At 70.4% G+C, this 22,168-nt stretch carries 18 protein-coding genes; all 18 read left to right on the forward strand.

The genetic code is table 11. The features are described 5' to 3' along the window. Positions 1 to 60 precede the first annotated feature (60 nt). Positions 61 to 2,391, forward strand: a complete 2,331-nt coding sequence (locus ACIBEI_RS35325) for an amino acid adenylation domain-containing protein (protein ID WP_398894458.1) — start codon at positions 61 to 63, stop codon at positions 2,389 to 2,391. 110 nt (positions 2,392 to 2,501) lie between these two features. Next, on the forward strand, positions 2,502 to 3,506 hold the full coding sequence (locus tag ACIBEI_RS35330) for a TauD/TfdA family dioxygenase (RefSeq protein WP_398894459.1): 1,005 nt from the start codon (positions 2,502 to 2,504) through the stop codon (positions 3,504 to 3,506). Positions 3,507 to 3,550: 44 nt separating this feature from the next. Then, positions 3,551 to 4,597 carry a 2,3-diaminopropionate biosynthesis protein SbnB gene (gene sbnB, locus ACIBEI_RS35335; RefSeq protein WP_398894485.1) on the forward strand — a complete coding sequence of 349 codons (1,047 nt, stop codon included), beginning with the start codon at positions 3,551 to 3,553 and terminating at the stop codon, positions 4,595 to 4,597. Positions 4,598 to 4,658: 61 nt separating this feature from the next. Next, on the forward strand, positions 4,659 to 5,648 hold the full coding sequence (sbnA, locus tag ACIBEI_RS35340; RefSeq protein WP_398894460.1) for a 2,3-diaminopropionate biosynthesis protein SbnA: 990 nt from the start codon (positions 4,659 to 4,661) through the stop codon (positions 5,646 to 5,648). 84 nt (positions 5,649 to 5,732) lie between these two features. After that, positions 5,733 to 7,367, forward strand: coding sequence for an acyl-CoA dehydrogenase family protein (locus ACIBEI_RS35345; protein WP_398894461.1), 1,635 nt, complete (start codon positions 5,733 to 5,735; stop codon positions 7,365 to 7,367). Between the two features lie 337 nt (positions 7,368 to 7,704). Beyond that, positions 7,705 to 8,979, forward strand: a complete 1,275-nt coding sequence (locus tag ACIBEI_RS35350) for a GAF domain-containing protein (protein ID WP_398894486.1) — start codon at positions 7,705 to 7,707, stop codon at positions 8,977 to 8,979. A gap of 72 nt (positions 8,980 to 9,051) precedes the next feature. Beyond that, positions 9,052 to 13,005: an ATP-binding protein gene (locus ACIBEI_RS35355; RefSeq protein ID WP_398894462.1), complete on the forward strand. Its 3,954-nt coding sequence runs from the start codon at positions 9,052 to 9,054 to the stop codon at positions 13,003 to 13,005. Positions 13,006 to 13,259: 254 nt separating this feature from the next. Then, the gene (locus ACIBEI_RS35360) at positions 13,260 to 14,663 is read left to right on the forward strand and encodes a hypothetical protein (RefSeq protein WP_398894463.1); all 1,404 of its coding nucleotides are present in this window, start codon (positions 13,260 to 13,262) and stop codon (positions 14,661 to 14,663) included. A 129-nt stretch (positions 14,664 to 14,792) separates the two neighbouring features. Continuing rightward, positions 14,793 to 15,362 (forward strand): GNAT family N-acetyltransferase, encoded by a 570-nt coding sequence (locus tag ACIBEI_RS35365; protein ID WP_398894465.1) that lies wholly within the window; start codon positions 14,793 to 14,795, stop codon positions 15,360 to 15,362. Positions 15,363 to 15,512: 150 nt separating this feature from the next. After that, positions 15,513 to 15,596: a putative leader peptide gene (locus tag ACIBEI_RS35370; RefSeq protein ID WP_313904670.1), complete on the forward strand. Its 84-nt coding sequence runs from the start codon at positions 15,513 to 15,515 to the stop codon at positions 15,594 to 15,596. Positions 15,597 to 15,743: 147 nt separating this feature from the next. Further along, a complete protein-coding gene (locus ACIBEI_RS35375) occupies positions 15,744 to 17,441 on the forward strand; it encodes a nitrite/sulfite reductase (protein ID WP_398894466.1) in 1,698 nt (565 codons plus the stop codon). Next, the gene (locus ACIBEI_RS35380) at positions 17,438 to 17,626 is read left to right on the forward strand and encodes a hypothetical protein (protein ID WP_361068922.1); all 189 of its coding nucleotides are present in this window, start codon (positions 17,438 to 17,440) and stop codon (positions 17,624 to 17,626) included. Before ACIBEI_RS35375 ends, ACIBEI_RS35380 begins: the two co-directional genes overlap by 4 nt. Beyond that, entirely contained in the window at positions 17,623 to 18,378 is a 756-nt protein-coding gene (locus ACIBEI_RS35385; RefSeq protein ID WP_398894467.1) for a phosphoadenylyl-sulfate reductase, read from the forward strand. The genes ACIBEI_RS35380 and ACIBEI_RS35385 overlap by 4 nt, the downstream gene beginning before the upstream one ends. A 26-nt stretch (positions 18,379 to 18,404) precedes the next feature. Beyond that, positions 18,405 to 18,956, forward strand: coding sequence for an adenylyl-sulfate kinase (gene cysC / locus ACIBEI_RS35390; RefSeq protein ID WP_398894469.1), 552 nt, complete (start codon positions 18,405 to 18,407; stop codon positions 18,954 to 18,956). A 91-nt stretch (positions 18,957 to 19,047) separates the two neighbouring features. Beyond that, positions 19,048 to 19,989 carry a sulfate adenylyltransferase subunit CysD gene (gene cysD, locus ACIBEI_RS35395; protein WP_398894471.1) on the forward strand — a complete coding sequence of 314 codons (942 nt, stop codon included), beginning with the start codon at positions 19,048 to 19,050 and terminating at the stop codon, positions 19,987 to 19,989. A gap of 2 nt (positions 19,990 to 19,991) precedes the next feature. After that, the gene (locus ACIBEI_RS35400; protein ID WP_055616315.1) at positions 19,992 to 21,347 is read left to right on the forward strand and encodes a sulfate adenylyltransferase subunit 1; all 1,356 of its coding nucleotides are present in this window, start codon (positions 19,992 to 19,994) and stop codon (positions 21,345 to 21,347) included. Position 21,348: 1 nt separating this feature from the next. Continuing rightward, positions 21,349 to 21,486, forward strand: a complete 138-nt coding sequence (locus tag ACIBEI_RS35405) for a hypothetical protein (RefSeq protein ID WP_398894487.1) — start codon at positions 21,349 to 21,351, stop codon at positions 21,484 to 21,486. A gap of 136 nt (positions 21,487 to 21,622) precedes the next feature. Then, positions 21,623 to 22,168 (forward strand): ABC transporter substrate-binding protein (locus tag ACIBEI_RS35410; protein ID WP_398894472.1); only part of this gene is annotated, 546 nt, incomplete at its 3' end.

Genomic DNA, 22,168 nt, shown 5'->3' on the forward strand with positions numbered 1-22,168 from the left:
CCGCGGCACGGACAGGCTCCGCGGCACAGAACAAGAAGGACAACAGGGGGAAGCAAGACCATGGAAACGATCCCGAAGTGGACGCTCGACCCGGTGCCGGGCACCGCGGAGTACGAAGTGCCGTTGCCCGAGGGCCTGTTGCGGGAACCCCGCGCCCTCCTGGCCGCACACGCACGGGTCCTCGCCGCACTGTCCGGCGAGCGCGAGGTGACGGTCGGGTACGTGGCGGCGAAGGGCGAGCGGCCGAGGCCGTGCCCGCTGACCGTCGGCACCGGCTCCTGGCACGACCTGCTGGAACACATAGGCGAGGCCGTGACGGACCTGGCCGCGCAGGGGGCGGAAGACGAACCGTCGGCCTTCGAGACCGTGCTCGATCCGCACGGGGGCCGGGGCCCCGAGGACACCGTGCTGCACGTGGCGTTCGAGGAGCACACCCTGCGCCTGCGCTACCGCACCGACGTCCTCGACGCGGACGCCGCCGCCCGGATCGCGGGCTACCACCTCACCGCGCTCACCCAACTCGACACCGACCCGGGCAGCGAGCCCGGCCGGCAGAGTCTGCTGTCGGACGACGAACTCCGCTTCCAACTCGACGGGTTGGCGGGTCCGCACCGCGAGCTGCCGGACTGCCGGGTCCACGAGCTGTTCGAGGCAAGGGTGTTGGCCCACCCCGACGCCGTCGCGGCCGTGCGGGGCGACCAGGAGTGGACGTACCAGCAGCTCAACTCCCGGGCGAACCAGCTCGGTCGGGCCCTGCTGGCCCGCGGGCTGCGCCGCGAGGACGTCGTCGCCGTGGTCATGGAGCGCGACCTGGACTGGATGGCCGCCGTCCTCGCCGTCCTCAAGGCGGGCGGCGTGTATCTGCCGATCGAGCCGCACTTCCCCGCCGAACGCATCGCGGCCACCCTGGCACGCTCCGGATGCGGACTCGTCCTGACGGAGGACGGCAGCACCACCACCCTGGACGGGGCCGACACCGGCGCCCGCATCCTGCACGTCGACACGGCCTACGCGGAGAACCATCCCGACAGCGACCTCGGCATCCCCGTCTCCGCGGACCAACTCGCCTACATCTACTTCACGTCCGGCTCCACCGGCGAGCCCAAGGGCGCGATGTGCGAGCACGCCGGTTTCCTCAACCACGTCCACGCCAAGCTCGACGACCTGGGCGTCGGCGAGGGCCAGGTGGTCGCCCAGACCGCACCCCAGTGCTTCGACATCTCGCTGTGGCAGCTGGTCTCCGCACTCCTGGTCGGCGGCCGGACCCTGCTGGTCGCGCAGGAGGTGATCCTGGACGTCCCGCGGTTCGTGGACACCATCACCGGCGGCCGGGTCAACGTCCTCCAGGTGGTCCCGTCGTATCTGGAGGCCGTGCTCGCGGAGTTGGAGCAGCGCCCGCGCGAACTGCCGGACCTGCACTGTGTGTCGGTCACCGGGGAGGCGGTGAAGAAGGAGCTCGTCGAGCGCTGGTTCGCGGCCGAGCCCGGCATCCGGCTGGTCAACGCGTACGGGCTGACCGAGACCTCGGACGACACCAACCACGAGGTCATGTCCCGGGTGCCGGACCAGGACCGGGTCCCGCTCGGGCGGCCGGTCGCCAACGTCCGGGTGTACGTCGTCGACGAGGACCTGTCGCCCGTACCCCTCGGTGCACCCGGCGAGATCGTCTTCTCCGGCGTCTGTGTCGGCCGCGGCTACGTCAACGACCCCGAGCGGACCAGGGCGGCGTTCACCACCGACCCGTACCGCCCGGGTGAGCGGCTCTACCGCAGCGGTGACCACGGCCGCTGGCTGCCCGACGGCAAGCTGGAGTTCCTGGGCCGCCGGGACAGCCAGGTCAAGATCCGCGGCTTCCGTATCGAGATCGGCGAGATCGAGAACGCGCTGCTGCGGGTGCCCGGGGTCCGGGACGGCGCCGTGGTGGTCGTGGGCGGCACACGGCTGGTGGCGTTCTGTGCCGGGTTCGCCCGGTTCGGCTCCGCGGCCGTGCGGGAGCGGCTGGCCGTGTCGCTGCCCGCGTACATGGTCCCCTCGGCCGTCCACTGGCGGGAGAGCCTGCCGCTGACCGCCAACGGCAAGACCGACCGGAAGACGCTGACGAGGCTCGCCGGGGAGCTCGACTCCGCCGGGAACGGCTCGCCTGCGGCAGAGGGCTCGCACGCGCCCGGCACCGCGAGCGAACGCCGGGTGGCGGCGGCCTGGGCCCAGGTGCTCGGCATCCCCGGCGACCGGATCGGCCGCCGGGACCACTTCTTCGACCGCGGCGGCACCTCGCTCGCGGCGGTGAAGCTCGCGATCGCCCTGGACCGGGCGATCACCCTCAAGGACGTCACACGTCATCCGGTCCTCGCGGACCTGGCGGGGCTCCTGGACTCCGCCGCCACCTCCTGACCACGGCCGACCACACGGAAGAGACGGAACCGAAGGCACCCACGACACCCATGACCGGAACACCGCACACCCGCACGACCGAACACCGCAAGGCCGAAAGGAAGCACCTGATGTCGTCTTCATCTCCGACGTTGCTGCCGGACGTCGACCTGCGCCCCGGCAGCCCTCCGATCCTGCGCGCCGACGCCGCGGGCGACACGGCGGGCTGGGCAGCCGAACACCGCGACGCGCTGCGGGCCGTCGTCGCCGAGCACGGCAGCCTGCTGGTCCGCGGCCTGGGGCTGCGCGACCCGGACACGACCGCGGCCGTCTTCCGCCGGCTGGCCACCGCCCTGATGCCCGACCGGGAGTCCTTCGCGCCCCGGCGGACCTACCAGGACGGCGTGTACTCCTCCTCCAAGTGGCCGCCGAACCAGCAGATGTGCATGCACCACGAGCTGAGCTACGCGCTGGAGTTCCCCGGCCTGATGCTGTACGCCTGCCACGACGCACCCGACCAGGGCGGCGCCACCGCGGTCGCCGACGCGCCCGCCGTGCTCGACGCGCTGCCCGCCTCCCTCACCGCACGGTTCGAGCGGGAGGGCTGGCTGCTCACCCGGACGTACAACGACGAGATCGGGGCGAGCCTCGCCGAGGCCTTCGGCACCGAGGACCGCGCGGCCGTCGAGCACTACTGCCGTACGCAGGCCATCGAGTTCGCCTGGCAGAGCGACGGCTCCCTGCGCACCCGGCAGCGCCGCAGCGCCGTGGTCCGCCACCCGGTCACGGGGCGGCGCTGCTGGTTCAACCAGATCGCGTTCCTCAACGAGTGGACGATGGACCCGGAGGTGCGCGAGTACCTGGTGGACGTCTACGGCTCCGACGGGCTCCCCTTCAACACCCGCTACGGCAACGGCGACCCGATCGACGAGGACGTCGTACTGATCATCAACGAGGTGTACGGGGCCCACACCGCACGCGAGCCGTGGCACTCCGGTGACCTGCTGCTCGTCGACAACATCCGCACCGCGCACAGCAGGGAGCCCTTCGAGGGGCCCCGTGAGGTGCTCGCCGCCCTGGGCGACCCGGTCCGGCTGACCGACTGCGCACCGACCATCGAAGTGAGGGCCGCATGACCACCACGGACGAGAACGGTACGACCACCACGGACCGGAACGGCATGACCACCACGGAACCGGGGACGCTGACGGCTCCCCCGTTCTCCGTCATCTCCGGCACCCAGGTCCACGAGGCCCTGCACGGGCGGGAGTCCGAGATCGTCGACCTCGTGGAGGCCGTGTACCGGCTGCACGGCGAGGGCGACTCGGTGAACCCGCCGTCGTACTTCCTGCGCTTCCCGGACCGTCCGTCGTCCCGGATCATCGCGCTGCCCGCCTCGATCGGCGGGTCGGTGGGGGTGGACGGCCTGAAGTGGGTCTCCAGCTTCCCCGGGAACACGGCGAGCGGTCTGCCGCGTGCCTCGGCCGTGCTGATCCTCAACGACCACGCCACGGGCTATCCGTTCGCGTGCCTGGAGAGCTCGATCATCAGCGCCACCCGGACGGCGGCCTCGGCGGCCCTCGCGGCCGACCGGCTCAGCCGCGACCGCGTCCGGCCCACGCGGGTCGGGTTCGTCGGGACGGGGCTGATCGCCCGCTACATCCACACCCATCTGGCCGCCACCGGCTGGTCGTTCGAGGAGACCGGGGTGTTCGACCTGTCCGCGGACAGCGCGGCCGGCTTCAGCGGCTATCTGGAGCGGTCGGGCGCCAAGGGCCGGATCACCGTGCACGACAGTGCCGAGTCGCTGGTCCGCTCCAGTGACCTGCTGGTCTTCGCCACCGTCGCGGCGAAGCCGCACATCCACGACCCGGCGTGGTTCTCCCACGCCCCGCTCGTGCTGCATGTGTCGCTGCGCGACCTGGCGCCGGAGATCCTGCTCGACTCGGCCAACTTCGTGGACGACGTCGAGCACTGCCTCAAGGCGGACACGTCACCGCATCTGGTCGAACAGCTCACCGGCGGCCGCGACTTCCTCGACGGCACGCTGGACGACGTGCTCTGTGGGCGGGTGACCGTACCGGCGGACCGGACGGTGGTGTTCTCGCCCTTCGGCCTCGGGGTCCTCGACCTCGCGGTCGGCAAGTTCGTCCACGACGAGGTGGCCCGAAGGGGCGAGCCGCACGTCGTCGACGGCTTCTTCCACGAACTGCGCCGGTACGGCTGACCGGCGGGCACCGCGCCACGCGAGAAGCGGGCGCGGTGCCGCATGAAAGAGGGGGGACATCATGCCCGTCATATCCGAGCCCACACAGTTCAACGAGGACGAGCTCTACGTCGACCTGAGGGCGGCACTGGGGCTGCCGCTCTTCCTGAAGTGCGAGGGGTTCAACTTCGCCGGGTCGATCAAACTGAAGGCCGCGACCGAGATGGTCAACGCCGCCGAACGCGAGGGCACCCTGCGACCGGGATCCGTCATGGTCGAGTCGTCGTCCGGGAACCTCGGCGTGGCGCTGAGCATGATCGCGGCGAGCCGTGGTTACGGGTTCCTGTGCGTGACCGACTCGCGCTGCAATCCGGCGACCCGGCGGATGATGGAGGCGCTGGGGAGCGTCGTCCACGTGATCGACGAGCCCGATCTGCACGGCGGCTTCCTGGGCGCGCGGATCGCGTACGTGAGCGCGGTGTGCGCCTCGGACGACCGGTACGTGTGGCTCAACCAGTACGCCAACGAGGGCAACTGGCGCGCCCACTACCGCACCACGGCACCGGCCATCGCCCGCCGTTTCCCGCACCTGGACGTGCTGTTCGTCGGGGCCGGCACCACCGGCACCCTGATGGGCTGCGCGCGCTGGTTCTGGCAGCAGCGGCGCCGGGTGCGGATCGTGGCCGTGGACACCGTCGGGTCGGTGACCTTCGGGGGGCCGCCCGCTCCCCGGATGATCCCCGGTCTGGGCATGGCCGTCCGTCCGCCGCTGCTCGACGAGTCCTACGTGGACGACGTGGTGCACGTCCCGGAGCCGGACACCCTGCGTGCCTGCCGCCGGCTGGCCGCCCGGGGCTTCCTGTTCGGCGGCTCCACCGGCACGGTGGTCAGCGGCGCGACGGACTGGCTGGCCCGCCACGGGCGGCGCAACACCACTGCGGTGGCGATCGCCCCGGACCTCGGCGAGCGCTACCTCGACACGGTCCACAGCCCGGGCTGGGGGGTGAACGTGCACGGCGAGGACACACTCGGCGGCTCCGGCGAACTGGCCGCCCTGTCGCACCCCGCCTGACCGGTACGGCGGGACGAGAGGGACGCGGCCCGGTGCGGCGGGAGTTTGGTGACGACCGCCGTACCGAGGGGTAGGTTCGGGAACATGGCAGCCAGCACCCACACCGTGACCAACCAGGCTCCGCCACTGGTCTCGTACGACGTCTTCAACGCCGACCGTGCCCTCGTCGAGGCGGTCGACCGGCACCTCGACCCACAGCTGCTCGACGAGGCGCACGGCGATCTGTCGGCCCTCGGGCGGACCTCCGGATCGGCGCAGGTCCAGACGTGGGGGGCGCTGGCCAACGAGAACCCGCCGAAGCTGCGCACCCACGACCGCTACGGCAACCGGATCGACGAGGTCGAGTTCCATCCGTCCTGGCACCGGCTGCTCGGCAAGGGAGTCTCGGCGGGCCTGACGGCGGCGTGGTCACGGCCCGGCGGGCATGTGCGGCGCGCGGCCGCCTTCGTCGTCTGGACGCAGGTCGAGGCGGGCAACGGCTGCCCGCTGTCGATGACCCACGCGGCGGTGCCCGCGCTGCGCACCGACCCGGCGCTCGCCGCCGAGTGGGAGCCCCGGCTCACGTCCATGGTCTACGACCAGGATCTGCGGCCCGCCGGGCAGAAGGCCGGCGTGCTCTTCGGGATGGGCATGACGGAGAAGCAGGGCGGCAGCGACGTACGCGCGAACACGACGACCGCGCGACCGCTGGCCGAGGACGGGACGTACGAGCTGACGGGCCACAAGTGGTTCTGCTCGGCGCCGATGTCGGACGGTTTCCTGGTGCTGGCCCAGGCACCGGGCGGGCTGACGTGTTTCCTGGTGCCGCGGGTCCTGGCGGACGGCACCCGGAACGTGTTCCGCATCCAGCGGCTCAAGGACAAGCTGGGCAACCGGTCGAACGCGTCGGCCGAGGTCGAGTTCGACGGCACGTGGGCGCGCCGGGTCGGGGACGAGGGGCGCGGGGTGCGCACCATCATCGGAATGGTCGCGGCGACCCGGCTGGACTGTGTGCTCGGCTCGGCGGGGCTGATGCGGCAGGCCGTCTCGCAGGCCGTCCACCACTCCACGTACCGCGAGGCGTTCGGAGGCAGGCTGATCGACAAGCCGCTGATGCGCAACGTCCTCGCGGACCTGGCTCTGGAGTCGGAGGCCGCGACGACGCTCGGGCTGCGCCTCGCGGCCGCGTACGACGACGGGGGCGAGCAGGCGCGGGCGTTCCTGCGGATCGCGGTACCGGCCGCGAAGTACTGGGTGACGAAGCGGTGCACGCCGGTCGCGGTGGAGGCCCTGGAGTGCCTCGGCGGCAATGGTTACGTGGAGGAGTCGGGCATGCCGCGGCTGCTGCGCGAGTCTCCGCTCAACTCCGTCTGGGAGGGCGCGGGCAACATCCAGGCGCTGGACGTCCTGCGCGCCCTGCAACGCGAACCGGCGGCGCTCAACGCCTACTTGCAGGAGGTCGGCAGGTCCCGTGGCGCCGACCACCGGCTGGACGGCGCGATCAAGAACCTGCTGACCGAACTCGCCGACCTGGAGGGCATCGAGGGACGCGCCAGGCGTCTCGTCGAGCGGATCGCGGTGGTGCTCCAGGGCTCGCTGCTGGTCCGGTTCGCGCCGCCGGAGGTCGCCGACGCGTTCTGCGCCTCACGCCTGGGCGGGGACTGGGGAGCGTCGTTCGGGACGCTGCCGCACACCCTGGACCTCGGCTCGGTGGTCGAGCGCGCGCGGCCCGTTTCCTGAGCCGCCGTCAACTCGCGTACGGGGCACGGGGGTGGTGCTGCGCCGACACGGCACCACCCCCGTTCCATGGCCCCGTTGAGCGGAGCACGCACACCGCGCGAGGCGGCGTTGCGCCAATTTTTGGACATACGGCGGAAGTTCACCAGGGTTGCAGGGGGTTGCAACCTCTCCGCACCCTGCGTGAAATCTCCCCCTCGCGTCCGGACTGTCGCCCTCCGCGACGGACAGACGGCACTATGAAACGTGCAGTCAGTACGGGTTTCGGGTCCCTCGGCCGGACGGCCGGGACCGGTTGCCCGCTCAGGCTCTCCGGGAGGACCCAGTGGTGTACTCGCCGATGGACGTGACGCGGCTCGCCGCGGTGGACACAGCGCAGGCGGCACGGGTGCTCGACGAGGTGCGCAACGCGACCCTGGCCGGAGAGCGCGCCCGGCTCGACCCGCGGCCGGTCATCGGGGAGTCCTGGGGGCGGATGCTGCGCTCCGGCGTCGACCCCGACCACGACTTCCGGGCCGGGCTGCTCGGCCCCGACGAGGTCGAGCGGCGCCGGCGCGACTCCCCGCTGCGGCACGTCCTTCCGGTGCTGCGGCAGGGGCTGTTGTCGGTCGCGGACATCACCCACCACATCATGGTCGTGGCGGACGCGCAGGGCCGGGTGCTGTGGCGCGAGGGCAGCCGGCCGGTGCTGCGCAAGGCCGACGGGTTCGGCTTCGAGATCGGCGCGGACTGGGGCGAGGAGGTCGTCGGCACGAACGGTGTGGGCACGCCCGCCGTCGTCCGCCGCCCCGTCCAGGTCTTCGCCGCCGAGCACTTCGTACGCACCCACGCCACCTGGACCTGCACGGGCGCGCCCATCACCGACCCGCGCGACGGCCGGCTGATCGGGGTCGTGGACATCAGCGGGCCCTGGGAGACCATGCATCCGGCGACGCTCGCCTGGGTCGACTCGGTCGCGAAGCTCGCCGAGGCGCGGCTGCGGGAGCGGCATCTGACCGCGCTCGACCGGCTGCGCGCGGTGGCCGCTCCGGTCCTCGCCCGGGTCACCGGCCGCGCGCTCGCCGTCGACAAGGACGGCTGGACCGCCGCGATCACCGGTATGCCGTACGTGGACAGGCTCGCGCTGCCCAGCACGATCGGCGCCGACCGGATCTGGCTGCCCACGCTCGGCCGGTGCTCGGTGGAACCGCTGCCCGGCGGCTGGCTGGTGCGTGCCACGGACGAGGAGCCCGCGCCCCGCGGCGCCACCCGGATCGCCCTCGACCTGTCGCAGCCGCGCCGCTGGTCGGTGACCGTGACGGGCGTCACCGGCACCTGGACCCACGAACTGAGCCCGCGGCACGCCGAGTTGCTCTGCCTCCTGGCCCTGCACCGCACCGGCCTCAGCGCCGCCGCCCTGGCCGACGACCTGTTCGGCGACCCCGCCCGCACGGTGACCGTACGCGCCGAGATGTCCCGCGTACGCCGATATCTGGGGGCGGTCCTGGACCACCGGCCGTATCGTTTCTGTGAATCGGCGGAGGTCCAACTGCTCATGCCGGACGACCCGTTGGAGCTGCTGCCGCACTCGACGGCTCCCGGGGTGCTGAACGCGCGGGTGGCGCGACAGCGCTGAAGGGAACCACCCCTGGCATGCGTCCGCGCCTCTTACGCTGTCCTTCTCTGGAGGGTCGGAGGGCACAGCGACATGCAACACCCCAACAGCCACAACATGGTGGGCGACTGCACAGTGGCGGGTTCGGTCGTGCAGATCGGGTCGGTCGACCGACTGATGATTCAGCAGGCCACGTCGGCGGAAAGGTCCGCGTCGGCCACCGAGGACGGCTGGGCGGCACACGCACGCGGTTCGAGCGTCTGGGAGCATGTTCCAGAGAGCCGTGATACCGCCCGCTACCGGGAACTGGCCGCGTCCGCGGCCACACGCCTCGCCGTCCTTCGCGACGAGGCAGAGCCGACTGTGGCCGAAGACCCCTGGCAGGAGCCGGGGTTCGCGCCCCGGTTCGCCGAACGCATCGAGTGGCTGCTCGGCGAGCCGGGCAACGGCACGGCTCTCGACCTGTATCCGGCCGAGGCCGCACTGCTCGTACTCACCCCGTACCTGTACCGCGTCCATGCCTTGCAGACCGCCGTGCGGCGACTGGACGTACGGCCTTGGACGCTGGAACCCGTGGCGGACGCCGGCGGGTCGGAGCGGAACTCGTTCGAGGCGTTCGCCCACGAGCACGGTCTCCTGGTACAACGCGCGCTGCTGCGTCGGGAGTCGGAGAACCCGATCGGCTGGTGGCTGTTCCACCGTTGGCTGGTGCGGCAGGACGCGTACGGAGACGACGGCTCGGTGGTGCGGCTGCTGCGGGCCATCGGTGAACCCGCCGACGCGTTGGGCGACGCACTCGACGCGACCCGTGTGAGCAGGCTGCTGCACGGGCTCCGGCGAGGTCCCGACGTCTGCAACCCCGAGTACCTGGACGCGCTCCCCGTGGACGATCGGCTGCGCGGGCCCGGCCACCAGCGCGTCCGCGACCAGCGACTCGTACTCGTGACCGCCCTGGCCTACGCGGTGTCCGTCGAGATGACGGCGCTGCCCGACATCGTGGCCGAGCATCTGGGCATCCCGCACCCGGTCGACCTGTCCCGGCTGCGGAGCACCCTGGAGGGATCGAGCTGGGGCGGAGCGCCCGATCTGCCGGTGCTTCGGGCGGACTGTGCGCACGAGGCGGTCATCGAGGGTCTGCGGGCCCACACGGCGCGGGCCGACGAGCTGCTGCACACCGTCAGCCGCACGGTCCGGGTCCGGATCAACCAGCCGATGCCCGCGCTCCCCAGCCGCCTGTCCTGCGACGGTGTACGGCCCTCGGACGGCGCCTTCACCGCCTGGGCCGGCTTCCGCCTCGACGAAAGGCGCATCCGGGACCTGCTGATGGGGGTCCAGCTCTACAAGGACCGCGACCTGGCGGTGCGCGAGCTGTACCAGAACGCGCTCGACGCCTGCCGCTACCGGCGGGCCCGCACCGAGTACCTCGACCGCTCCGACTCGGCCGCCTCGTACACGTATGAGGGCCGCGTCTCCTTCGACCAGGACACCGACGACGAGGGCCGTGCGTACCTGGAGTGCCACGACAACGGTATCGGCATGGGTGAGGCGGAGCTCCGCGGCGTCTTCTCCAACGCCGGCGCCCGCTTCGCCGAGCAGCCGGACTTCATGGAGGAACGCGCGGCCTGGGGCCGGCTCGACCCACCGGTGGCCTTCCATCCCAACAGCCGTTTCGGCATCGGCGTGCTCAGCTACTTCATGCTGGCCGACGAGATCCGAGTGACCACCTGCCGGATGGGTCCGACGGGTACACCGGGTCCGGTTCTCGAGGTGTCGATCTTCGGGCCGGGGCACCTGTTCCGGATTGTGCGGGTGGCGGAGCGGGGGGACGAGCCGGGCACCGTCGTCCGGATCTACCTGCGGCCGGGTGAGGAGCGGTCCGAGGAGGAAGGCTCGGCCTGGTCCTGTACCGATGTTCTGAGCCGGCTGCTGGGGATCGCGGAGTTCCCGACGGTGGCACGGCACGGAAGCGATGTCCTCCACTGGACGCCTGGGGAGCTGAGCGGCCGTACGCGGCCGGACGGAGAACTGTTCGGTCTCGACGCTGCCGGCGTCCAAGTGCCCTGGCCGGACGCGCCCGCGGGGGCGCAGGTGATCTGGTGCGGGCACGGCGGCGATCTGCTGGTCGACGGGCTGGTGGTCCAGCCGGCGGCACGCGGTGATGTGCTGTCGTCGCAGCCGTCCGGACTGACCGGCGTCGTCGTCAACCTGTCGGGGGCCTTCTCGCCCGAGCGGCTGTCGGCGGACCGGTCCCAGGTGCTCGACGACCTGCGCCACACGGTCCGAGAGCTGCTGACCGGCGCGTTGGAGTGCCTCGTGTCGGACGGCGCGTCGATCCTGGACTTTCCCTGGTTGTGCGATGTCGCCCACGGCAGCATGGCAACGGCCGACCTGATCGCGAAGAAGTGCATTTCGACAGGCCATCGGCTCCGCGGTGGCAAATCGTTCTTCGACACCGCCCGTACGGGGTTCCTGCCCATGGATGCCCACCTCATCCGGAGGGACCTGGTCCCCTACTCGTCACAGCAGCCCAATCCGCTGCTGAAGGACACGTCCGCGGTGCCCGATCATGTCTTCCTGTGGCGGCTACTGGCCCACCGACCGCACCAGACGGTGAACCAGCTCGCCGAGCTGTGCCCGGAAATCACGCTCGTGGCCTCCGTGTTGCCCGCCCTGCCCTCCGACCACCACCTGCTGGCCATGGGACTGAGGATGGACGACTACCCCCAGGACAGACACGAGCGACTCACGGCAGCGGCTCTGACCCTCGGGACGACGCCTCGCGAAGTCGCCCTGCGTTCGGCCCGGTTGGGCCTGCACGACCTGCCGTCGGAGGCGTTCCCCGACGTCCCGGTGTCCCCGGGAACCGTCAAGAAGCTCGTCCGGAACGCACAACGTGAGACCGCCGCGCGCAGAAGGACCGTCACGGTGTCCTCACTGGTGCGTGAGGCGGCGAACACCGGGGCCACGGTCGGCGATACGGCAGACCTATGGCGTGAGCGGGGCGTCGTGGTACCGGACGAGGTGTACGTGACTGCCGCGGCTGTCGAGAGGGACGAGGTGCTGCTCGCCCACCTGAGCCAGGACAGAGTGTCCTGGCTCGTGCCGGGTACCCCGGTCCACTGCGCGGACATAGTCTCCACGGCCTTGGAGCTCGGTATCACGGTTCCCGATCTCTGTGACCGCCTCGTGCGATGCGGCCTGGAGGCGGACGGAACGCATCTGCCGACGGAGCCGACGGAGGAGTTGGCCGCACTGTTGCGCGAGGCACTCGGCTATCTGGGACACGACGTCGAACCGGGGTTGTCTCACACCGAACCGGTCCCTCCCCTGCACGTTCTGCTCGCCGCCGAGGAATTGCAGCTCACTCCCGCCGAGGCCGTCGAGTGGTACGAGCAGCTCGGGTTCCTTCCGCCGAAGCCGTTTCCCGACGAGATCGAGCCGACGGACGAGCGTCTAGTGACCGACCACTCCGACGACTACGGCGGCATCGAGGCGCCTCTGCGACCGGGCGGCCCCGTCAACTACACCCACCTGTTGTACACGGCAAGTGAACTGGACATGACAGTGTGGGACGTTGCCGCCCGTCTGCGCGAGTTCGGTCTCGACATCCCGCTCCAGGAACCCCGTTCGTTCTCAGCGTTGGACCCGGAGTTGTTCACCGAAGACGGGCCCCTTTCCTGGTTCGGCGTGACGACCTCAGAGGGCATGCCCTTCGCCCATGTGCTGGCTGCCGCGCGCAGGCTCCTCACCAGCCCGGAGGAGATCGCGGCCCGACTGACCGCGCACGGCATCCAGTTGTCGTGTTCGAAACTGCCGGAAGGACTCTCGTACCCGAACGCACTGATGCTTCTCAGCACGAACGAAGAGGACATGCTGCTGTCGGCCGACCAGCACGTCTCCTTCCAGAACCTGCTCTCGCGGGCCCAGTTGATGCACGAGCCGATCGAACGGGTGCACCTCTGGCTGACGGAGCTCGGACTCTCGGTCGACGACCCCGTCGAAGTGATCCGCACCGCCCTCCCGTTGGTCCCGCTCGCCGACGGATGAGTCCGCGCTGTCGCCCTGGGCGGTTTCCGCCGGGCCGGCCTGGGCGACCGCCGCCGAGCACAAGTGAGCATCCCACGGCGCGAACACCGGCCACGGTCAGCGCTTCGAGAAGCGCGATCCCTACCGAATCCGGCGTATTCGACCGGGCCACCCACCCTCTGACGTACCATCCTTCCCACGGCCCCCCACATCTGCCGCCTCCGGCGCTCAACCGCCGGATCACAGGAGGCAGTTGGCCGACGACGGGAGGACCTATGACGTATCGAGGCAGACACCGCCGCCGGAAGAAGGGGCGTGTCCTGCGGGCCACGCTGTCCGGGACCGCCCTCGCCCTCACCGCCGCCGCCACCATCATCAGCACCTCGCAGGCCGCGGGGAGCGACAACCCGGGCCCGCTGACGTCGATCACCTCGTCCTCCGGGGTCAACAAGCTCCAGCTGCACGAGAACCTGGTCAGCGGCACGACGCTCGACACGCTCCAGAGCGGAATGGGCGGGAACGTCGGGGTCGACGCGGTCCTGGAGAGCGCCAACCACCCGATGCGGAACAAGGCCGACTGCGACGCCACCGAGTCGGCCGCCCTGCCCGTCGAGCCGACCGCCACCCGCGCCTACTGCTGGGACAGCGGGGACGCGACGACACAGAAGTGGCTGCCGCAGTCCGTCACCACCTCCGGGGACGCCGACAACGACGGCAAGTGGGGCAACGACCGGGTCATCCTCGCGGGCTGGACGCACAACGACCACAAGGCGGGCGAGCCCGCCGACGACAAGGGCCTCGCCCGGGTCGCGTTCATCGACGCGAACGACCCGAAGAACCTCAAGTACCGCTGGGTCCTGCTGGTCGCCCCGCTCTCCGGCGGCAAGGACTTCGGAGCCGTCCGCTCCCACATCGGCGGCATGGTCTGGTACCAGGACAAGCTGATCGTCACCGCGAAGAACGGCGCCGACCACAACAACGCGCTGTTCGTCTTCGACATGAACCGCATCCTGCGGGCCGACGTCAACAGCACCGAGATCGGCAAGGTGAGCGGCGGCTGGTCGGCACGCGGCTACCAGTACGTGATGCCGGCCATCGGCTCCTACAACCTCACCGGCGGGGCCTGTTCCGCGAGCAACGACAACGCGGTCCCCTGCTTCGGCTCGATCTCCCTCGACCGTACGTCGACACCGGACAGCCTGGTCGCGAACGAGTGGTTCAGCTCGGGAGGCAGCGAGCCTGCCCGCGTCTGGCGCTACCACTACAGCACCGCGAGCGACCGTACGGGCCTGCTCGGCAGCAACGCCAGTGGCAACGTGAACGCCGACGAGGCGTACGAGACCGAGGCCGTCGGGCTGCAGGGCGTCCTCTCCCACAAACCGAGCGGCGCGAGCAAGGCCGACTGGTACACGGGGTACGCGCCGGGCACCCGCGACCGGCACGGCACGCTCTGGCGGCAGACCGAGAGCACGGCCAAGGCCGCGAAGTGCGGGGGCGGCGGGTCGTACGCCTGCTGGGGCCAGCACACCGAGTCCCTGTCGTACTGGCAGGAGACCGGCGAGCTGTGGACCCTCACCGAGTGGGCGGCGAACAAGGACAACGAATGGGAGCTGCCCGCGATCCCGGAGCGGGTCCTGTACGCGGTCCCGCTGTCGGAGGTCGACGGCTCGGTGGAGTGATCCGAGCAGCCCCCGGTGACCCGCGGCCCCGGGCGTCAACAGTGAGCCCGCGGCAGCCGTCAACGTGAGCACCCCCGGAGGCGGGCCCCGCTTTGGAGCGGGGCCCGCCTTCGTGGTTCTCTGGCCCGCATGAGCATCGCTGTGACCACGTGGTCCCTGGAGCAGGTCTCCCCGGCCGACCAGCTGCCCGCCGCCGCACCCGACGGTGACGTCCGGATCGTCCGCGCCGAGGTGCCCTCCCCCGAGTTCAACCGCTATCTGTACGCGGCGGTCGGCGGCGACATCCGCTGGACGGACCGGCTCGGCTGGACGTACGCGCAGTGGCAGGAGGACCTGGAGCGGCCGGGCGTGGAGACCTGGGTCGCGTACGACCGCGGGACGCCCGCCGGGTACGTACAGCTGGAGCCGCAGGACGACGGCGTCGTGGAGATCGTCTACTTCGGTCTGATCCCCGCCTTCCGGGGCCGGCGCATCGGCGGGCACCTCCTCTCCCACGGCGTGGCACGGGCCTGGGACCTGGCCGACCGCTGGCCGGGGCGGGCGCAGACGAAGCGCGTCTGGTTGCATACATGCAGCAAGGACGGCGAGCACGCGATGGACAACTACCTGCGCCGCGGCTTCAAGCTCTTCGACACCAAGGTCGAGGAGGAGCCTGACGTGACGGCACCCGGGCCCTGGCCAGGGGCGCACGTAAGCTGACCTGGCAGGACGTGGCCGGATCCCGGCCGTGCGACCGGCCGTGTGACCGCCGTGTGACCGACACCACCCTTGTCTCGCGTACCGAGACAAGGGTGTCCACATCGTGGACGAAGCTGGACTGTGTCCAGATCGCCGTGACACGCTTCCGTCATGTCTGGAACTGGAATTGCCTTGGTGAGTCGGCGGCACGTCGACCTCGGCCGCATGTCCAGCGCCATCTGTCCGGCCTGCTGACACAAGGCACCGGGGGCCTTTGACCCCGAGCCCAGCACTGCCGACATCCCCTTTGTCTCGCCTTGCGCAAAGACGCGCACGTATGCCCGTACGCGCGCATACACGCAGGTCGAAGCCGCATCCGCCTGTCCCGAAGGACGTAGAACCATGGCCGCCACCCCACAGAATCCCGCTGCCGCAACGCCCCGCCGCAAGGTGAGCCGTCACCGCGGCGAGGGTCAGTGGGCCGTGGGTCACTACACCCCGCTCAACGGCAACGAACAGTTCAAGAAGGACGACGACGGTCTCAACGTGCGGACACGCATTGAGACGATCTACTCCAAGCGGGGCTTCGACTCGATCGACCCCAACGACCTGCGCGGACGCATGCGCTGGTGGGGCCTCTACACCCAGCGCAAGCCCGGGATCGACGGCGGCAAGACCGCGATCCTGGAGCCGGAGGAGCTGGACGACAAGTACTTCATGCTGCGGGTGCGGATCGACGGCGGACGCCTCACCACCCAGCAGCTGCGGGTCATCGGCGAGATCTCGCAGGAGTTCGCGCGGGGCACCGCGGACCTCACCGACCGGCAGAACGTCCAGTACCACTGGATCCGTATCGAGGACGTCCCGGAGATCTGGGAGCGCCTGGAGGCCGTCGGGCTGTCCACGACCGAGGCCTGCGGTGACACGCCCCGGGTGATCCTCGGCTCGCCCGTCGCCGGGATCGCCGAGGACGAGATCATCGACGGCACCCCGGCCATCGAGGAGATCCACCGCCGGGTCATCGGCAACAAGGACTTCTCGAACCTGCCCCGCAAGTTCAAGACCGCGATCTCCGGCTCACCGCTGCTCGACGTGGCGCACGAGATCAACGACGTCGCGTTCGTCGGCGTGAACCACCCGGAGCACGGCCCCGGCTTCGACCTCTGGGTCGGCGGCGGCCTCTCCACCAACCCGAAGATCGGCCAGCGCCTCGGCGCCTGGGTCCCGCTCGACGAGGTCGCGGACGTCCACATCGGCGTCCTGTCGATCTTCCGCGACTACGGCTACCGGCGCCTGCGGACGCGTGCCCGGCTGAAGTTCCTGGTCGCCGACTGGGGTGTCGAGAAGTTCCGGCAGATCCTTGAGGACGAGTACCTGAAGCGCAAGCTCGTCGACGGCCCGGCCCCCGACCAGCCGGTCGCCCGCTGGCGCGACCACGTCGGTGTGCACCGTCAGCAGGACGGCCGCTACTACGTGGGCTTCGCCCCGCGCGTGGGCCGCGTGGACGGCGCGACCCTCACCAAGATCGCCGAACTGGCCGAGGCGCACGGCTCCGGCCGGCTGCGCACCACCGTCGAGCAGAAGATGATCGTGCTCGACGTGGAGCAGGACCGGATCGACTCGCTGGTCGAGGGCCTGGAGTCGCTCGACCTGACCGCCAAGCCGTCGCCCTTCCGGCGCGGCACGATGGCCTGCACCGGCATCGAGTACTGCAAGCTCGCCATCGTCGAGACCAAGGCCCGCGGCGCCTCGCTGATCGACGAACTGGAGCGCCGCATCCCCGAGTTCGACGAGCCCATCACCATCAACATCAACGGCTGCCCGAACGCCTGCGCCCGTATCCAGGTCGCGGACATCGGCCTCAAGGGCCAGTTGATGCTGAACGACCAGGGCGAGCAGGTCGAGGGCTACCAGGTACACCTCGGCGGCGCGCTCGGCCTGGAGGCCGGCTTCGGCCGCAAGGTCCGTGGCCTGAAGGTCACTTCGGACGAACTCCCCGACTACGTCGAGCGCGTCCTGAAGCGCTTCGAGGAGGAGCGCGAGGACGGCGAGCGCTTCGCCACGTGGGCCACGCGGGCTTCTGAGGAGGCGTTGTCATGAGTGAGCGTGCGGCGCCCTTCTACTGCCCCTACTGCGGCGACGAGGACCTGCGTCCCAGCGAAGCCATCGAAGGCAGCCACGGCGCGTGGGAATGCGCGGCATGCAGTCGAGCCTTCCAACTGAAGTTCCTCGGGCTGCTGTCCCGAGGGGTTCAGCGCAACGACGGTGGAGGGGACGAGATATGACGACCGTTCAGACCGATACCGATACCGATACCGGCAGCAAGAATCAGACGGACCTTGAGAGCGGCCGGGACGCCGAGTTCAAGGCTCTCGCCGAGCAGGCCGGCCGCGACCTGGAGGACGCCTCCGCCCTGGAGATCCTCCAGTGGGCGGTGGACACCTTCGGCAAGCAGTTCTGCGTGACCTCCTCGATGGAGGACGCGGTGGTCGCCCACCTCGCCTCCCGCGCGAGGCCCGGCGTTGACGTCGTCTTCCTCGACACCGGCTACCACTTCGAGGAGACCATCGGCACCCGGGACGCGGTCGAGGCCGTGATGGACGTCAACGTCATCACGCTCACCCCGCGCCAGACCGTGGCCGAGCAGGACGCCGAGTACGGACCGAAGCTGCACGACCGCAACCCCGACCTGTGCTGCGCGCTCCGGAAGGTCAAGCCCCTCGAAGAAGGGCTCACCAAGTACAGCGCCTGGGCGACGGGCCTGCGCCGCGACGAGTCCCCGACCCGGGCGAACACCCCGGTCGTCGGCTGGGACGAGAAGCGCCGCAAGGTCAAGATCTCGCCGATCGCCCGCTGGACGCAGGACGACGTCGACGCGTACGTCACCGAGCACGGCGTACTCACCAACCCCCTGCTGATGGACGGCTACCCGTCCGTCGGCTGCGCCCCCTGCACCCGCCGGGTGCTTGAGGGCGAGGACGCGCGCGCCGGCCGCTGGGCGGGCCGCGCGAAGACCGAGTGCGGACTGCACGGCTGACCATGGCTGCTACCTCGATGAATTCGATGAACCAGGAGATTCAAGTGACCGGAGCCACCATCTGGCTCACGGGTCTGCCGAGCGCCGGCAAGACCACCATCGCGTACGAACTGGCCGGACGGCTGCGCGAGGAGGGCCACCGCGTCGAGGTGCTCGACGGCGACGAGATCCGTACGTTCCTGACGGCGGGCCTCGGCTTCAGCCGCGAGGACCGGCACACGAACGTACAGCGCATCGGTTTCCTCGCCGACCTGCTGGCCCGCAACGGCGTGAAGACGCTGGTGCCGGTCATCGCCCCGTACGCCGACAGCCGCGAGGCGGTGCGCAAGCGCCACCAGGCGAGCGGGGCCGCGTACATCGAGGTGCATGTCGCCACTCCGGTCGAGGTGTGCAGCGAGCGGGACGTGAAGGGCCTGTACGCCAAGCAGGCGGCGGGCGAGATCTCGGGTCTGACCGGGGTCGACGACCCGTACGAGGAGCCCGAGTCGCCCGATCTGCGCATCGAGTCGCACACCCAGTCCGTGCAGGAGTCCGCGGCAGCGCTTCACGCGCTGCTCGCCGAGAGGGGTGTCCTGTGAGCGACGCACGCGTGGCCACCGGGCCGCGGACGACGACGATTGCCGCACCTCTGCGCCGCGCGAGCGGAGAAGCGAACGAAAGGGATGCAGCATGACGACGACCGTTGCCGATGTCTCCGAGGAGGGGACCGACAGCCCGTACGCGCTGTCGCATCTGGACGCTCTGGAGTCCGAGGCGGTGCACATCTTCCGCGAGGTGGCGGGTGAGTTCGAGCGGCCGGTGATCCTGTTCTCCGGCGGTAAGGACTCCATCGTCATGCTGCACCTGGCGCTGAAGGCGTTCGCGCCCTCTCCGGTGCCGTTCTCACTGCTGCACGTGGACACCGGGCACAACTTCCCGGAGGTCCTGGAGTACCGCGACCGCACGGTGAAGAAGCACGGGCTGCGGCTGCACGTGGCCTCCGTGCAGGAGTACATCGACCGCGGTGCCCTCAAGGAGCGCCCGGACGGGACGCGTAACCCGCTGCAGACGGTGCCGCTGACGGAGAAGATCCAGGCGGAGCGGTTCGACGCCGTGTTCGGCGGCGGGCGCCGGGACGAGGAGAAGGCCCGCGCCAAGGAGCGGGTGTTCTCGCTGCGGGACGAGTTCTCGCAGTGGGACCCGCGCCGCCAGCGGCCGGAACTGTGGAACCTCTACAACGGTCGGCACGCGCCCGGCGAGCACGTCCGCGTTTTTCCGTTGAGCAACTGGACCGAGCTGGATGTGTGGCAGTACATCGCCCGCGAGGGGATCGAACTGCCCGAGATCTACTTCGCGCACGAGCGGGAGGTCTTCCAGCGGGCCGGTATGTGGCTGACCGCGGGCGAGTGGGGCGGCCCGAAGGAGAGCGAGAGCGTCGAGACCCGTCTCGTCCGCTACCGGACCGTCGGTGACATGTCCTGCACGGGTGCCGTCGACTCGGACGCCACCACGCTGGACGCCGTGATCACCGAGATCGCCGCCTCCCGGCTGACCGAGCGGGGCGCCACCCGCGCCGACGACAAGATGTCCGAGGCCGCGATGGAAGACCGCAAGCGCGAGGGGTACTTCTAACCATGACGAGCACCACTGAACCCACCGTGCCGCTGTCGGTCGAGCAGTTGTCGGCGACCACCCTGCTGCGCTTCGCGACCGCGGGATCCGTCGACGACGGCAAGTCCACCCTCGTCGGCCGGCTGCTGCACGACTCCAAGTCGGTCCTCACCGACCAGCTGGAGGCCGTGGAGCACGCCTCGCGCAACCGCGGCCAGGACACGCCCGACCTCGCGCTGCTCACCGACGGCCTGCGGGCCGAACGGGAGCAGGGCATCACGATCGACGTGGCGTACCGTTACTTCGCCACGGCCCGGCGCCGGTTCATCCTCGCCGACACGCCCGGACACGTGCAGTACACCCGCAACATGGTGACGGGTGCCTCCACGGCCGAGCTGACGGTGGTCCTCGTCGACGCCCGCAACGGCGTCGTCGAGCAGACCCGGCGCCACGCGGCGATCGCCGCGCTGCTGCGCGTCCCGCACGTCGTCCTTGCGGTCAACAAGATGGACCTCGTCGAGTACAAGGAGTCCGTCTTCGCGGCGATCGCCGAGGAGTTCACGGCGTACGCCTCCGAGCTGGGCGTTCCCGAGATCACCGCGATCCCGATCTCCGCGCTCGCCGGTGACAACGTGGTGGACCCGTCCGCGAACATGGACTGGTACGGCGGCCCGACCTTCCTGGAGCACCTGGAGACGGTCCCGGTCAGCCACGACCTCACGACCTGCCACGCGCGCCTGCCCGTGCAGTACGTGATCCGTCCGCAGACCGCCGAGCACCCGGACTACCGGGGGTACGCGGGCCAGATCGCGGCCGGTGCCTTCCGTGTCGGCGAGTCGGTCACCGTGCTGCCCTCCGGCCGTACGTCGCGGATCTCCGCGATCGACCTGCTCGGCGAGCCGGTCGACGTGGCCTGGACCACGCAGTCGGTGACCGTCCTCCTGGAGGACGACGTCGACATCTCACGCGGCGACCTGCTCGTGCCGACCAAGGACGCGCCCGCGACGACGCAGGACATCGAGGCGACCGTCTGCCACGTCGCCGACGCGCCGCTGACCATCGGCCACCGCGTGCTGCTCAAGCACGGCACCCGCACGGTCAAGGCGCTGGTCAAGGACATCCCGTCCCGGCTGACGCTCGACGACCTGTCGCTGCACCCCCACCCGGGTCACCTGGACGCCAACGACATCGGCCGCGTCAAGATCCGTACGGCCGAGCCGTTGCCCGTCGACTCGTACGCCGACTCGCGGCGCACCGGTTCGTTCATCCTGATCGACCCGTCCGACGGCACGACGCTCACCGCGGGCATGGTCGGCGAGTCCTTCGCCTCCCCGGAGCCGGTCAAGGCCGAGGCGGACGACGACGGTTGGGACTTCTGACATGGCTTCCCACGACTTCGACGCCACCGGCTTCCACTCCATCGACTTCTACTCCACGTTCGCGAAGGAGGGCGGTCGCGTCGGCAGCGGTGCGCTCGGTAGCGGGCAGGGCGGGGTGGCGCGATGTGCGGCGAGGTGACGGCCCCCGTGGGGCTTGAGCACGCGCACTGTCTGTGCGTCATCGCTCCCCACCGCCTGCGAAAGCGAAGACCAGCCGACCTCCCGGCCACGACCTGAGAGACGTGACCGCCGGGCCGACGAGAGGAACACCTCCCGTGCCTGCCACCCGAAGCAAGCTGCGCCGCGGCCTCGCCGCCGTAGCCGCTCTGCCCCTTCTCGCGCTCGCCGCCACCGCCTGTGGCTACGGGTCCGAGGCCAAGGGCGGTGACACGTCGAAGGTCGCCGCCGTGGGCAAGAAGGTCGACGGGCTCGACTCCGTGCGGATCGGCTACTTCCCGAACCTGACGCATGCCACGGCGCTCGTGGGCGATCAGGAGGGGCTGCTGCAGAAGGAGCTGGGCGGCACGAAGGTCTCGTACTCGCAGTTCAATGCGGGGCCTGCGGAGATCGAGGCGTTGAACTCGGGTTCGATCGACATCGGCTGGATCGGTCCATCGCCCGCGATCAACGGCTACAGCACGACGGACGGGAAGGGTCTGCGGATCATCGGGGGTTCCGCGTCCGGTGGGGTGAAGCTCGTGGTCAACCCGGACAAGGTCACGTCGCTGAAGGACGTCAAGGGCAAGAAGATCGCCACCCCGCAGCTGGGCAACACCCAGGACGTGGCGTTTTTGAACTGGATCGCCGAGCAGGGCTGGACG

It is taken from the genome of Streptomyces sp. NPDC050988 (genome assembly GCF_044456225.1).
Classification (GTDB): Bacteria; Actinomycetota; Actinomycetes; order Streptomycetales; family Streptomycetaceae; genus Streptomyces.

Bases quoted from the DNA above. Each gene is read 5' to 3' on its own strand.
- ACIBEI_RS35325 (WP_398894458.1), top strand. From the start codon at position 61: ATGGAAACGATCCCGAAGTGGACGCTCGACCCGGTGCCGGGCACCGCG.
- ACIBEI_RS35330 (WP_398894459.1), top strand. From the start codon at position 2,502: ATGTCGTCTTCATCTCCGACGTTGCTGCCGGACGTCGACCTGCGCCCC.
- sbnB (WP_398894485.1), top strand. From the start codon at position 3,551: ATGACCACCACGGAACCGGGGACGCTGACGGCTCCCCCGTTCTCCGTC.
- sbnA (WP_398894460.1), top strand. From the start codon at position 4,659: ATGCCCGTCATATCCGAGCCCACACAGTTCAACGAGGACGAGCTCTAC.
- ACIBEI_RS35345 (WP_398894461.1), top strand. From the start codon at position 5,733: ATGGCAGCCAGCACCCACACCGTGACCAACCAGGCTCCGCCACTGGTC.
- ACIBEI_RS35350 (WP_398894486.1), top strand. From the start codon at position 7,705: ATGGACGTGACGCGGCTCGCCGCGGTGGACACAGCGCAGGCGGCACGG.
- ACIBEI_RS35355 (WP_398894462.1), top strand. From the start codon at position 9,052: ATGCAACACCCCAACAGCCACAACATGGTGGGCGACTGCACAGTGGCG.
- ACIBEI_RS35360 (WP_398894463.1), top strand. From the start codon at position 13,260: ATGACGTATCGAGGCAGACACCGCCGCCGGAAGAAGGGGCGTGTCCTG.
- ACIBEI_RS35365 (WP_398894465.1), top strand. From the start codon at position 14,793: ATGAGCATCGCTGTGACCACGTGGTCCCTGGAGCAGGTCTCCCCGGCC.
- ACIBEI_RS35370 (WP_313904670.1), top strand. From the start codon at position 15,513: ATGTCTGGAACTGGAATTGCCTTGGTGAGTCGGCGGCACGTCGACCTC.
- ACIBEI_RS35375 (WP_398894466.1), top strand. From the start codon at position 15,744: ATGGCCGCCACCCCACAGAATCCCGCTGCCGCAACGCCCCGCCGCAAG.
- ACIBEI_RS35380 (WP_361068922.1), top strand. From the start codon at position 17,438: ATGAGTGAGCGTGCGGCGCCCTTCTACTGCCCCTACTGCGGCGACGAG.
- ACIBEI_RS35385 (WP_398894467.1), top strand. From the start codon at position 17,623: ATGACGACCGTTCAGACCGATACCGATACCGATACCGGCAGCAAGAAT.
- cysC (WP_398894469.1), top strand. From the start codon at position 18,405: ATGAACCAGGAGATTCAAGTGACCGGAGCCACCATCTGGCTCACGGGT.
- cysD (WP_398894471.1), top strand. From the start codon at position 19,048: ATGACGACGACCGTTGCCGATGTCTCCGAGGAGGGGACCGACAGCCCG.
- ACIBEI_RS35400 (WP_055616315.1), top strand. From the start codon at position 19,992: ATGACGAGCACCACTGAACCCACCGTGCCGCTGTCGGTCGAGCAGTTG.
- ACIBEI_RS35405 (WP_398894487.1), top strand. From the start codon at position 21,349: ATGGCTTCCCACGACTTCGACGCCACCGGCTTCCACTCCATCGACTTC.